Genomic DNA, 12986 nt, shown 5'->3' with positions numbered 1-12986 from the left:
GGCCTCCGCCTGGGCCGGGCCCGCCAGTGCCGGCGCCGCCCGGGCCGGCGAAACCGGGTTCCGGTTCCGGGCCTCCGTGGCTCGGCCCGGGGACGTGCTGCTGCTCTGTTCCGCCGGGTTCGCGGATCCGGTGCGGGAAGAGGAGGCGCTGGCGGTGGAGCTCGCCGGGCGGTGGGGGCAGGCGGGGCCGCCGGGGCTCGCGGAGTACCTCGCGGACGTTCAGCTGCGCCTCAAGGGGTACGCCGACGACCGGACGGCCGCCGCGGTCTGGGAGGCGTAACCCCGCGGTTCGTGCGTGGATGGAAGGCGCACACGGCAGAGCCGAACCGGAAAGGGCGCCCCCTCCATGGCCAAGCAGAACGTGGCGGAGCAGTTCATCGACATCCTCGTGCGCGCGGGGGTGCGGCGGATGTACGGAGTCGTCGGCGACAGCCTCAACCCGGTCGTCGACGCCATCCGCCGAACGGGTGGCATCGAGTGGATCCAGGTCCGCCACGAGGAGACCGCCGCCTTCGCGGCCGGCGCCGAGGCCCAGATCACCGGCAGCCTGGCCGCCTGCGCCGGTTCCTGCGGCCCGGGCAACCTCCACCTCATCAACGGGCTCTACGACGCCCACCGCTCCATGGCCCCGGTCCTCGCGCTGGCCTCGCACATCCCCTCCGGCGAGATCGGCCTCGGCTACTTCCAGGAGACCCACCCCGACCGGCTGTTCACCGAATGCAGCCACTACAGCGAGCTGATCTCCAACCCGCAGCAGATGCCCCGGGTGCTGCAGAGCGCCATCCAGCACGCCGTCGGCCGCAGCGGGGTCGGGGTGATCTCCCTGCCCGGGGACATCGCCTCCCTGCCCGCGCCGGAGAAGAGCGTGGAGCACGCCATCGTGACCGCGCGGCCGACCGTACGGCCCGGGGACGGGGAGATCGAGAAGCTGGTCCGGCTCGTCGACGAGGCCGACAGGGTCACGCTGTTCTGCGGCAGCGGCACCGCCGGGGCGCACGCCGAGGTGATGGAGTTCGCGGGCCGGGTCAAGGCCCCCGTCGGGCACGCCCTGCGCGGCAAGGAGTGGATCCAGTACGACAATCCGTACGACGTCGGTATGAGCGGGCTGCTCGGCTACGGCGCCGCCTACGAGGCCACCCACGAGTGCGACCTGCTGATCCTGCTCGGCACGGACTTCCCGTACAACGCCTTCCTCCCCGACGACGTGAAGATCGTCCAGGTGGACATCCGGCCCGAGCACCTCGGCCGCCGCTCCAAGCTGGACCTCGCGGTCTGGGGCGACGTACGGGAGACCCTGCGCGCGCTGAACACCCGGGTGAAGGTCAAGACGGACCGCCGGTTCCTAGACCGGATGCTGAAGAAGCACGCGGACGCGCTGGAAGGCGTGGTGAAGGCCTACACCCGGAAAGTGGAGAAGCACACGCCCATCCACCCCGAGTACGTGGCCGCCGTACTCGACGAACTCGCCGACGAGGACGCCGTCTTCACCGTGGACACGGGCATGTGCAACGTCTGGGCGGCGCGCTATCTTTCCCCGAACGGCAAGCGCCGCATCATCGGCTCCTTCAGCCACGGCTCCATGGCCAACGCCCTCCCGCAGGCCATCGGCGCACAGTTCACCGATCGCGGACGTCAAGTGGTGTCGATGTCGGGCGACGGCGGTTTCTCCATGCTGATGGGAGATTTCCTCACCCTCGTGCAGTACGACCTCCCCGTCAAAGTGGTCCTCTTCAACAACTCTTCCCTCGGGATGGTCGAGCTGGAGATGCTGGTTTCCGGCCTGCCTTCGTACGGAACCACGAATAAGAACCCCGACTTCGCGGCGATCGCCCGCGCGGCGGGCGCCTACGGGGTCCGGGTGGAGAAGCCCAAGCAGCTCACAGCGGCTTTGAAGGACGCTTTCAAGCACAAGGGACCCGCCCTGGTGGACGTGGTGACCGACCCCAACGCCCTGTCGATTCCTCCGAGGATCAGCGCCGAAATGGTGACTGGATTCGCACTGTCCGCCAGCAAGATCGTGCTGGACGGCGGGGTCGGACGGATGATCCAGATGGCGCGATCCAACCTCCGTAACGTGCCCCGCCCATGAGCCCGGATGCGTGCGGATTCCCCCGGCGGGCATGCATCCCGTAGGCCAGTTCGAGAGGCGGGCCGATTCGGCCGAGGGTATTCGGGAGGTACATCGCCGTGCGGGTGGGGGCGAAGACCGGAAAGCTGTGGAGGAGAGGGCGGCCGGTACCGCGCGAACCGTCCGTCGAGGACGGGGGAGCGGTGGACGCGCTGGGGATCACCCGTAGCGTCAAGCGGGCCGATCTCAAGGCGGTGGGGGAAGTCCGCCGGGCGTTACGGGAGTTGATGCGCCACCGGTGCCGGGCGGATGCGGCCGACGTGGCCGAGCTGCTGATCACCGAGCTCGTGACCAACGCGCTCGTCCATACCGATCAGGGCGCCGAGATCTCCGCGACGATCGACCGGGACCGCCTGCGGGTGGAGGTCCGGGACTACGCGGCCCGCCGGCCCCGACCGTACGTACCGTCCGCCGACGACGGTACGCACGGCAGGGGGCTGGTGCTGGTCCAGGCGCTCGCCGACGACTGGGGCGTCGACGCGCTGGCGCTGGGCGGCGGCAAGGTGGTGTGGTTCGAGCTGGACGGGGCGAACGACGCGGGCCCCGTCTGACCTTCCGCCGGACGGGGCCCCGCACCGGACCGGGATCGCCCCGGCGGCGGTCAGCCGAACTGCTGCTCCAGATCCTTCAGTTTGCGCTCCAGCGAGTCGAGCCGGGGAAGGGTCTGGGTGTCGTCCTCGGCGGTGAGGTCCACCGTCCGGGGGCCGCCGGCCGTATCAGCGGATTCCGTTCCGCTCACGGCCTGCAGGGAGGGCCTTCGGCGAAGGGGCAGCTGTCCCGTTTCCGCTATGGCCGGCTCCGCGCCGACCGGCGCGGAGCCCGCTCCGGGGGCCAGCCCCGGTACGTCGACCTGGCGGGCGCGGGCCACGCGCCCGAACGCCCGGTTCTGCCGGCCGAGCGCCTTGATGTGCGCGCGGTCCAGGCGGTGTTGCTCCCGCCTGCGGTGGCGGTCCTGCTCCTTCTCCTTCTTGTCCTCGCGCACCTCGTCCACGGCCTCGTCGAGCGTGCGCACCCCTTCCAGCAGCATCAGGGACCAGGCGCCGAAGGTCTCGCGGGGGGCACGCAGCCAGCGCACCATCCGGATCTGCGGCAACGGCCTCGGGATCAGGCCCTGTTCGCGCAGTGCGGCCCGGCGGGTCTGCTTCAGGGCGCGGTCGAAGAGCACGGCCGCGGACAGTGACATGCCGGAGAAGAACTGCGGTGCGCCGTCGTGGCCGATGCCGCGCGGGGCGTGCACCCAGTTGAACCAGGCCGCGGCGCCCGCGAACAGCCAGACCAGCATGCGCGATCCGAGGGCCGCGTCGCCGTGGCTGGCCTCGCGGACGGCGAGCACCGAGCAGAACATGGCGGCGCCGTCGAGCCCGAAGGGGACCAAGTACTCCCAGCCCCCGGAGAGGTTGAGGTTCTGCCGGCCGAAGCCGACCAGCCCGTGGAAGGAGAGCGCGGCGGCCACCGCCGCGCAGCAGAAGAGCAGGACGTAGGAGGCGGTCCCGTAGACGGCTTCCTTGCGCCGCCGCCGTTCCTCGCTGCGCTCCCAGCTGTCCTCGGCCGCCGCGGCCTTCTCGCCTTCGCGCTTGCCCCGGGCCAGTACCGCCACTGCCGCAAGTACGCCCAGGATCAGCAGGCTGCCGGGCAGCAGCCAGTCCAGCGATATGTCGGTCAGTCTCATGCGGATGTCCTTGCCTCGCGTATGCGGCTGTTCGGCTTGTGGCCGGTGCGGCTTTCCGGGCGCCATAGTGGCGCAGCCGGTGAGGGGCACACGCGGGTTTCGGGGCAAGTGGACGCCATCGGGGGGCGGAGCCCGCCGGATAGGGTGTTGCTGCTCGAACTGGCGCTCGTACGTCTTGGGTTGAGTTCGAATTCCGGTCAGTCGGACGGGTGGGTTTCAGATGGCGGGGACGAATGTGCCGCAGCAGTGGTGCCCGCGGTGCGGGGAGGCGCTGCGGTTCTGGGGCACGCTGCGGCGGCGGCCGCACGTCCTGTGGTGGCGGTGCCCGGCGTGCGCGTGGCTGGGTCAGCAGTGGCGGGGGGCGGAGTCGCCGCTCGAGGGGGCGCGGCGCTACGAGGGCCGGGAGGCGGACTGCCCCTGGTGCGGCGAGGAGGACTTCGTCGCCGCGGACGCCGGGGAGTGGATCCACGACATCTGCGTGGCCTGCGGCAGGTTCGGCGGCTCGCGCCGGCGCGAGTGAGCCCGGTGGCGGCCGTACCGCCCGGGGCTGCAGTTCCGTGCCGGGCCGTACGGCCGTCCGTGGCGGATCAGGCGGCGGCCGGGGTCTCGGCCGCCGTCAGCCGGGCCACGCGGTCCGCGTCGCAGGTGCGGGGGCAGGTGACGCAGGTGTCCTCGGGGCGGACCGTGTAGAAGAAGCAGCAGCTCGCCCGGTCTCGGGTGGGCAGCTCCCGGCCGTCCGGGCCTTCGAGCGTACGGAAGCCCGCGCCGCCCGTGTACGGGAGCGTCGCGCCGGGGAGCAGCAGCTCCAGCTCGCGCACGGCCCGCCGCTCCTCGGCTCCGCCGAGCAGGTGGCCGACGTACCAGAGCCCCTCGACGACCTCGTCGGTGGCCATGCCCCACAGGGCGCGCCGCCCGCGCCGCATGCGCGGGGCGAAGCCCTCCAGGACCGGTTCGAGGTGCCGGGCCACCGCGACCCGCACCTCCTGGCGCAGCGCTTCCTCGTCGGGGACCACGCGGGCCCCGGGGAGACCGGCCGCCGGGTCGTCCGGCAGGCAGGCGAAGGACTCGACGCGTACGGCCATGCGGCCGAGGGTCCGGTGGAAGGACACGGAGTCCGGGGGCAGCAGGGGCACGCGCCGGTCCAGGAACCAGGGCATGGTGATCAGCAGGCAGGCGGGCCAGGCGTACCGGTGCAGGCCGAAGCCCGCGACCACGTCGGGCCGGGCCGGGCGTCCGTAGTCCCGCAGGACCTGGGCCTCGTCCCAGGCCAGGAACGAGTCCAGGGACTCGCCGCCCGCCGCGAGCTCGTCCGCGCCGACCCACCCGCCACCGCGAGGGGAGGGTTCGTGCGGGGCGAGCTCGGTGACGCTCAGGGCGCCGTAGGCCCGGGTCAGCCGTGCGTACGCGGACGCCACCGGAGAGCCGGCCGGGGCGTGTGTGCGGACGGGCTCGACGGCCGTGACGGTCATGGGGGACCACCGAATCGCGCGATCGTTAACAGGTAAGCCTTACCTTACCTGATCTCTTGCGCGTTCGGGATACCCTCTGGTTCAGGTCTAGACCCGTAGGAGGACCGAGTGCACGACACGGCCCGAGCCCGGGTCCCGGCACAGCAGACCCGGAAGGTGTCCCGCCACTCGGTGCGCGGGCAGATCCTCGACGCCCTGCGCGCGGCGCTCGTCGAGGGCGATCTGGTGCCCGGGGAGATCTACTCCGGACCGGCGCTGGGGGAGCGCTTCGGGGTCTCCGCGACGCCCGTGCGCGAGGCGATGGCCCAGCTGGCGCTGGAGGGGGCGGTGGAATGCCTCCCGAACCGCGGCTTCCGGGTCCTGACCCGGACCCCGGGGGAGCTGGCGGAACTGGCCGAGGTACGGGCGCTGCTGGAAGTCCCCGTGATGCTGCGGCTCGCCCGCACGGTGGAGCCGGAGGCGTGGGCCGCGCTGCGGCCGGTGGCGGCGGCCACTGCGGAGGCGGCGGCCGCGGGGGATCTGGCGCGGTACGCCGATACGGACCGGGCGTTTCACCGTGCGGTGCTGGGGCTGGCGGGCAACGGGCAGCTGCTGCTGGTGGCGGACGACCTCCACCGGCGCTCCCAGTGGCCCCTTCCGGGGGCCGCGCGGGTGCGGCGGGCGGATCTCGTCGCCGATGCGGCGGAGCACACGGCTCTGCTGGACGCGCTGGTCGCGGGCGACCTGCCGGTGGTGGAGTCCCTGGTCCGCGAACACTTCGCGGGCTCCTGACCGCCCCCTGCCTCAAACGCCGGCGGGGCTGGTTTTGGCGGGGCGGCTGGATTTTGGCCGGTGTCGGCTCCGACCGGAGTGTGGCGGAGCCGTGCGAGGGGTGCGTCAGGAAGGGGCCGGGGTTGGGTGGAGTTGGTCTGCCAGCCAGGTGGGGATGCCGCCCAGGAGGTGGAACAGGCGGCGGGCCTCCGCGCGGAGGCGGGTGGCTTCCGGTTCCGGTTCGGCTTCGGCCAGGGCCGCCAGGGCCGGGGCCGTGCCGACCAGGAAGCCGAGGTCCTCCCTGATGCGGAGGGATTCCGCGAAGCCCTTGCGGGCTTCGGCGACCTCCCCGTCCCGCAGGGACAGCGCGGCCAGGTGCCGCCACGTGAACGACAGCAGGAGCGTGTCGCCGTGTGCCAGGGCCCCCGCGTGGGCCCGCCGGTAGGCGGGCAGCGCCGACTGCGGGGCGTCCGCCAGGTGCTCGGCGACCAGGCCCCGGCGGAAGTCCAGCAGGGGACGGGTCCGGGAGCCGGGCGTGAGCAGGGCCGCCGCCCGGCCGAGGGCCGAGCGGGCCTCGTCCGCGCGGTCCCGTACGCCCAGGACGGTCGCCGCGTAGGCCAGGTGTCCCCGCTCGCAGGCCGCCGCGCCCCGGTCGTCGTCGTCCTGGGACACGGCCTCGGCGACGCGCAGCGCGTCCTCGGCCTCGGCCCAGCCCTGCCCGGTGAACAGGCAGCGCTCGACGAGCAGCGCGGTCCGCTGTACGGCGGCTCCGGCATCGTGCAAGTGCGGCGTCAGCAGGGCCGCCGCGTCGGTCCAACAGCCGCGCGAGCGCAGCCGCCATATCGCCCGCTGGAGGGGGTCGTCTCCCCCGGTAGTTCCGGCACCGGACATGGCGGTATCCGCCACATTGCCCTCCCCAAAGCAACCAAGCAGCACGTCTTTGAGCCCTGGGGCGAAATGAGAGCACGGATCGGCGGGTTCGGCCAAGGGGTCGGGTGAACTCTTTCACAAAGTCCGGACGGATCATCAGTCGACCCCGCTCCCGCTCCGCCCCGGCCCGACCGGCGCTCGAGCCGGTCGGGAAGCGGATCTTCTCAGCTCATCCGCAGTGCCAGGAAGAAGTCGAGCTTGTCCTCCAGCCGGGAAAGGTCCCGCGCCGTCAACTGCTCGATTCGCCCGACCCGGTACCTCAGCGTGTTGACGTGCAGGTGCAGCCGCGTCGCGCAGCGGGTCCACGAGCCGTCGCAGTCGAGGAAGGCCTCCAGGGTCGGGATCAGCTCCGCCCGGTGGCGGCGGTCGTAGTCCCGCAGGGGGTCCAGGAGACGGGCCGTGAAGGCGCGGCGCACGTCGTCCGGGACGAACGGCAGCAGCAGGACGTGCGAGGCCAGCTCGTGGTGGCCGGCGGCGCAGACCCGGCCCGGGCGGGCGGCGGCGACCCGGCGGGCGTGCCGGGCCTCCTCCAGCGCTCCGCGCAGCCCCTCGGCGGAGTGCACGGCCGCGCTGACGCCCAGGGTGAGCCGGCCGTCGTCGGCCAGGCCGGCCGCCAGGGGCTCCCGTACGGCCGAGAGCAGCGTCTCCGCGTGCAGGGCGGTGTCGGGGCCCTTCTCCTCCCCGGGCTCCCCGGTGGGCGCGGGCAGCGGTACGAGGGCGATCGCCTCGTCCCCGGCGTGCGCGACGGCGATCCGGTCCGAGGGCTCCGGCCCCGAGACCGACGGGTCCACGAGGATCTCCTCGAGGAGCGACTGCGCGACGGGGCCGCCGGGGATGTCCCCGCCGTCCCAGTCCACCCGGGCCACGACGACCTGCCAGTGCGGGGCGGTCCCCAGGCCCGGCAGGAGCACCGGCGCGGCCACCCGCAGGCGGGCGGCGATCTCGGCGGGCGGGGCGCCCGTCTGGACCAGCTCCAGGACCTCCTGGGCGAGGCGGCGGCGGACCGTGCGGGCCGCGTCGCGGCGGTCCCGCTCGACCGCGATCAGCTGGGTGACGCCCTGGAGCAGGTCGAGCCGCTCGGCCGGCCAGTCGCCCGCGTCGGCCTCGACGGCCAGCAGCCAGTCGGAGAGCACGCTCTCGCGGACGTCCCGGGAGGCCGGTCCGGCGGCGCCGCGCCCGTGTCCCCTGATCGGGAAGAGGGAGTAGGTAATACCCTGGATGGAGATCCGGTGCGGTCCCCTGCGGCCCGTCCGGACCGCCGCGAGGTGTTCGCTCGCCAGTGCCGCGCAGACGCCCGGCGCCAGCGGCTCCCCGGCCCCGGCGATCTGCCGGCCCGTGGGCGAGAGCACCCAGGCCCGGAGATCGAGGTCAGTGGTGAGCAGATCGAGCACCACATCGGGGCCACCACCGGCCGGACCCGAGGTCATGAGGCGTCGGTGGCGGTCCACGACGGCCGCGAGGTCACCGGCCCGCTCTCCGGAGACCTGCCTCACGACATACTCGGTGATCGTGGCGAATGCAACGTCTTCGTTTACAGCGAACAGCGGCAGACGGTTGCGCAGACACGCCGAGACAAGATCGTCGGGAATATCACCCAGCTCCGCCTCGCCGGCCGCGAGGCCCGCCACGCCCGCGCTCGCGAGGATTCGTACGAACGGCTCGGAGTCGGCTGAATTTCGTCTCCAGGCCAGGCCAGTGAGGACGAGTTCGCCCCCGGAGAGGTATCGGCTGGGATCACGCAGGTCGGTCGTCATGACCCCGCGGACCGTTCGGTCGAGTTCTTCCTCGCCGCCGAGCAGCCGCAGCCCCAGCGCCTCGGTTTCCAGCAGTGCGCGCAGCCGCATGATGTCGCCGCCGATCTGTCTCGAATGTTGCCGTTGGAAATCGGGCAGGTCGTCGCATCCTGCCTTTCATACGAATCTACAAGACGAGGGAGGCCGTCAGCCAACTCCTTCATGGTTTCGGTGACTGCACCCGGGGGATAGGCGGCCGGTGTACTGAGTCCACACCGCGTTAACAGCACGTGAACGACCAGTCGAGGGCCCAACGGCCTCCTGGCTTGAAGTGAACGACCCGATTAAGAAGAAGAGAGCCGCACATGGACTTCCTTCGCCCCGCCAGCTGGGAGGAGGCGCTCGCCGCTAAGGCCGAGTTCCCCACAGCTGTGCCGATTGCGGGTGGCACCGATGTGATGGTCGAGATCAACTTCGACCACCGTCGGCCGGAGTACCTCCTGGACCTGAACCGCATCGGTCTCCTGCGGGAGTGGGAGGTCGGCGAGGACGTGGTTCGTCTGGGCGCCTCCGTCCCGTACACGCAGATCATGGAGAACCTCCGCACGGAGCTTCCGGGACTCGCGCTCGCCTCGCACACGGTCGCGTCCCCGCAGATCCGTAACCGCGGCGGTGTCGGCGGCAACCTCGGTTGCGCCTCGCCGGCCGGCGACTCCCACCCCGCGCTGCTCGCGGCGGGTGCCGAGGTCGAGGTGGAGTCCGTACGCGGCTCCCGCCTGATCCCGATCGACGAGTTCTACACCGGCGTCAAGCGCAACGCGCTCGCCGCCGACGAGCTCATCAAGACCATCCACGTCAAGAAGGCGGATGGCCCCCAGCAGTACTCCAAGGTCGGCTCCCGCAACGCGATGGTCATCGCGGTGTGCGCGTTCGGTCTGGCACTGCACCCCGAGACCCGCACGGTCCGTACCGGAATCGGTTCGGCCGCGCCGACCCCGATCCGGGCGAAGGCCGCGGAGGAGTTCCTCAACGCCGCGCTCGAAGAGGGCGGCTTCTGGGAGTCCGGCAAGGTCATCACCCCGTCGATCGCCAAGCAGTTCGGTGACCTCGCCTCCGGCGCGGCCAACCCGATCGACGACGTCCGCGGCACGGCGAAGTACCGCCGCCACGCGGTCGGCATCATGGCTCGCCGCCAGCTCGTCTGGACGTGGGAGCAGTACCGCGGTTCGAACAACGGCCGCTCGCTTGAAGGGGCTGCGTAATCATGCGCGTCAATTTCACTGTCAACGGCCGTCCGCAGGAAGCCGACGACGTCTGGGAGGGCGAGTCCCTTCTCTACGTCCTGCGCGAGCGCCTGGGCCTGCCCGGTTCGAAGAACGCCTGTGAGCAGGGCGAGTGCGGTTCCTGCACCGTCCGTCTCGACGGCGTGCCGGTCTGTTCGTGTCTGGTCGCGGCCGGTCAGGTCGAGGGTCGCGACGTCGTGACCGTCGAGGGCCTGGCGGAGTTCGCCAAGCAGCGCGAGGAGCACGGCCACGGCGGTGCCTGCGGCACCGGCGGCGGCTGCGGCAGCAAGGGCGGCGTCTCCCTGGACGCGGCCAAGCAGTGGCAGGCCAAGCCGGGCGACTCGCAGACCGGCGAGGGCGTGGAGCTCTCCACCATCCAGCAGGCGTTCATCGACGCCGGCGCGGTCCAGTGCGGTTTCTGCACCCCGGGTCTGCTGGTCCAGGCCGACGCGCTGCTGGAGGAGAACTCCTCCCCGTCCGACCAGGACATCCGTGAGGCCCTGTCCGGCAACCTCTGCCGCTGCACGGGCTACGAGAAGATCCTCGACGCGGTCCGCCTCGCGGCCGCCCGTCAGTCTGAGGCGGTCTGACCATGGCCCAGAACACGCGCACGGTCCCGGCGGGTACGCCGACCAACGTCACGCAGAAGCACAACAAGGGCGGAATCGGCGAATCGATTCTTCGCCCGGACGGCACCCTCAAGGTGACCGGTGAGTTCGCGTACTCCTCGGACATGTGGCACGAGGACATGCTGTGGGGCCAGACCCTGCGCAGCACCGTCGCCCACGCCGAGATCGTCTCGATCGACATCTCCGAGGCCCTGGCGATGCCGGGTGTCTACTCGGTGCTGACGTACGACGACCTGCCGGCCGAGATGAAGAACTACGGCCTCGAGATCCAGGACACCCCGGTTCTCGCCAACGGCCGGGTACGTCACCACGGTGAGCCGGTCGCCCTCGTGGCCGCCGACCACCCGGAGACCGCCCGCCGCGCGGCCGCCAAGATCAAGATCGACTACCGCGAGCTGCCGCTCGTCACGGACGAGGCCTCCGCCCTCGCCCCCGACGCGCCGCTGATCCACGAGGGTCGCGACGACCACCACATCGGTCACGTCCCGCACCCGAACATCGTGCACCGCCAGCCGATCATCCGCGGCAACGTGGAAGAGGCCCGCAAGCGCGCGGACGTCATCGTCGAGGGCGAGTACACCTTCGGCATGCAGGACCAGGCCTTCCTCGGCCCGGAGTCCGGCCTGGCGATCCCCTCCGAGGACGGTGGCGTCGACCTGTACGTCGCCACCCAGTGGCTGCACTCGGACCTCCAGCAGATCGCCCCGGTCCTGGGCCTGCCGCCGGAGAAGGTCCGCATGACGCTCTCGGGCGTCGGCGGTGCCTTCGGTGGCCGCGAGGACATCTCGATGCAGATCCACGCGTGCCTCCTGGCGCTGGCGACGCAGAAGCCGGTCAAGATCGTCTACAACCGGTTCGAGTCCTTCTTCGGTCACGTGCACCGTCACCCGGCGAAGCTCTACTACGAGCACGGCGCCACCAAGGACGGCAAGCTCACGCACATGAAGTGCAAGATCGTCCTGGACGGCGGCGCGTACGCGTCCGCTTCCCCGGCGGTCGTGGGCAACGCCTCCTCGCTCTCGGTCGGTCCGTACGTCCTGGAGGACGTGGACATCGAGGCGATCGCGCTCTACACGAACAACCCGCCCTGTGGCGCGATGCGCGGCTTCGGTGCCGTCCAGGCCTGCTTCGCGTACGAGGCCCAGATGGACAAGCTCGCGGCGAAGCTGGGCATGGACCCGGTCGAGTTCCGTCAGCTCAACGCCATGGAGCAGGGCACGATCATGCCCACCGGCCAGGTCGTGGACGCCCCGGCGCCCGTCGCCGAGCTGCTGCGCCGGGTCAAGGCCCGCCCGCTGCCGCCGGAGCGTCAGTGGGAGTCCGCCGGCGAGGGTGCGGACGTCCGTGCGCTGCCCGGTGGTCTGTCCAACACCACCCACGGTGAAGGCGTCGTCCGCGGCGTCGGCTACGCGGTCGGCATCAAGAACGTCGGCTTCTCCGAGGGCTTCGACGACTACTCCACCGCCCGCGTGACCCTCGAGGTCATCAACGGCGAGCCGGTCGCGATGGTCCACACGGCCATGGCGGAGGTCGGCCAGGGCGGTATCACCGTCCACACGCAGATCGCCCGTACCGAGCTCGGCGTCCAGCAGGTGACCATTCACCCGGCCGACACGCAGGTCGGTTCCGCCGGTTCCACGTCCGCCTCGCGGCAGACGTACATGACCGGTGGCGCCGTGAAGAACACCTGTGAGGCCGTGCGCGAGCGGGTCCTGGAGATCGGCCGCCGCAAGAACGGTTCGTACCACCCCGCGTGGGCGACCGCCGAGCTGCTGCTCGAGGGCGGGAAGGTCGTCACGGACGGCGGCGAGGTCCTCGCGGACATCGCCGACATCCTCGAGGGCGAAGACGTCATCGACATCGAGCTCGAGTTCCGTCACGCCCCGACCGAGCCCTTCGACCTGGTCACCGGCCAGGGCAACGGCCACGTCCAGTACACCTTCGCCGCGCACCGCGCGGTCGTCGAGGTGGACACCGAGCTCGGCCTGGTCAAGGTCGTGGAGCTCGCGACCGCCCAGGACGTCGGCAAGGCGCTGAACATGCTCTCCGTGGTCGGCCAGATCCAGGGTGGTACCACCCAGGGCCTGGGCGTCGCGATCATGGAAGAGATCATCGTGGACCCGAAGACCGCGAAGGTGCGCAACCCCTCCTTCACGGACTACCTGATCCCCACCATCCTCGACACCCCGACCATCCCGGTCGACGTCCTGGAGCTCGCCGACCCGAAGGCCCCCTACGGCCTGCGCGGCATGGGCGAGGCCCCGACCCTGTCGTCCACCCCGGCCGTCATCGCGGCGATCCGGGCGGCGACCGGTCTGGAGATCAACAAGACGCCGATCCGTCCGGAAGCCCTCACCGGCACCCTCTAGGACGGCGTGGTCCGGGGGCCGAGAGG

At 71.5% G+C, this 12986-nt stretch carries 11 protein-coding genes and 1 pseudogene; 8 read left to right on the top strand and 4 right to left on the bottom strand.

What is annotated here, in order from left to right:
- The 3 genes and pseudogenes from ACWGDE_RS27670 to ACWGDE_RS27660 all read left to right on the top strand — a co-directional run.
- A pseudogene (locus tag ACWGDE_RS27670) lies at positions 1 to 280 on the top strand (protein phosphatase 2C domain-containing protein); the annotation flags it as partial.
- 66 nt (positions 281 to 346) lie between these two features.
- Positions 347 to 2089, top strand: a complete 1743-nt coding sequence (locus tag ACWGDE_RS27665; RefSeq protein WP_453391745.1) for a pyruvate dehydrogenase — start codon at positions 347 to 349, stop codon at positions 2087 to 2089.
- Between the two features lie 182 nt (positions 2090 to 2271).
- Entirely contained in the window at positions 2272 to 2679 is a 408-nt protein-coding gene (locus tag ACWGDE_RS27660) for an ATP-binding protein (RefSeq protein ID WP_453391746.1), read from the top strand.
- 50 nt (positions 2680 to 2729) lie between these two features.
- Here ACWGDE_RS27660 and ACWGDE_RS27655 read toward each other — a convergent pair whose 3' ends face one another.
- Positions 2730 to 3797 (bottom strand): DUF2637 domain-containing protein, encoded by a 1068-nt coding sequence (locus tag ACWGDE_RS27655; protein WP_453391744.1) that lies wholly within the window; start codon positions 3795 to 3797, stop codon positions 2730 to 2732.
- A gap of 220 nt (positions 3798 to 4017) precedes the next feature.
- Between ACWGDE_RS27655 and ACWGDE_RS27650 the strand changes: the two genes are divergently transcribed.
- A complete protein-coding gene (locus ACWGDE_RS27650; RefSeq protein ID WP_453391743.1) occupies positions 4018 to 4317 on the top strand; it encodes a hypothetical protein in 300 nt (99 codons plus the stop codon).
- A 67-nt stretch (positions 4318 to 4384) separates the two neighbouring features.
- Here the strand turns inward: ACWGDE_RS27650 and ACWGDE_RS27645 are convergent, their stop codons facing one another.
- Positions 4385 to 5266, bottom strand: coding sequence for a (2Fe-2S)-binding protein (locus tag ACWGDE_RS27645; RefSeq protein WP_453391742.1), 882 nt, complete (start codon positions 5264 to 5266; stop codon positions 4385 to 4387).
- A 108-nt stretch (positions 5267 to 5374) separates the two neighbouring features.
- On the opposite strand from ACWGDE_RS27645, the gene ACWGDE_RS27640 reads away from it, so the two are divergent.
- Entirely contained in the window at positions 5375 to 6037 is a 663-nt protein-coding gene (locus ACWGDE_RS27640) for a GntR family transcriptional regulator (RefSeq protein WP_453391741.1), read from the top strand.
- A gap of 105 nt (positions 6038 to 6142) precedes the next feature.
- Here ACWGDE_RS27640 and ACWGDE_RS27635 read toward each other — a convergent pair whose 3' ends face one another.
- Together ACWGDE_RS27635 and ACWGDE_RS27630 are read right to left on the bottom strand one after the other, a co-directional pair.
- Complete coding sequence (locus ACWGDE_RS27635; protein ID WP_453391740.1) at positions 6143 to 6922, bottom strand: hypothetical protein; 780 nt, start codon at positions 6920 to 6922, stop codon at positions 6143 to 6145.
- 188 nt (positions 6923 to 7110) lie between these two features.
- A complete protein-coding gene (locus tag ACWGDE_RS27630) occupies positions 7111 to 8790 on the bottom strand; it encodes a PucR family transcriptional regulator (RefSeq protein ID WP_453391739.1) in 1680 nt (559 codons plus the stop codon).
- A 254-nt stretch (positions 8791 to 9044) separates the two neighbouring features.
- Between ACWGDE_RS27630 and ACWGDE_RS27625 the strand changes: the two genes are divergently transcribed.
- Genes ACWGDE_RS27625 through ACWGDE_RS27615 form a run of 3 tightly spaced genes read left to right on the top strand, consistent with a single transcriptional unit; the run spans position 9045 to position 12960 of the window.
- Positions 9045 to 9941: an FAD binding domain-containing protein gene (locus tag ACWGDE_RS27625; protein WP_453391738.1), complete on the top strand. Its 897-nt coding sequence runs from the start codon at positions 9045 to 9047 to the stop codon at positions 9939 to 9941.
- 2 nt (positions 9942 to 9943) lie between these two features.
- Positions 9944 to 10552, top strand: a complete 609-nt coding sequence (locus tag ACWGDE_RS27620; RefSeq protein WP_453391737.1) for a (2Fe-2S)-binding protein — start codon at positions 9944 to 9946, stop codon at positions 10550 to 10552.
- Between the two features lie 2 nt (positions 10553 to 10554).
- The gene (locus ACWGDE_RS27615) at positions 10555 to 12960 is read left to right on the top strand and encodes a xanthine dehydrogenase family protein molybdopterin-binding subunit (protein ID WP_453391736.1); all 2406 of its coding nucleotides are present in this window, start codon (positions 10555 to 10557) and stop codon (positions 12958 to 12960) included.
- Positions 12961 to 12986 lie beyond the last annotated feature (26 nt).

It is taken from the genome of Streptomyces sp. NPDC054956 (assembly GCF_053609185.1).
This window is presented reverse-complemented; position numbering and strand designations above follow the sequence as displayed.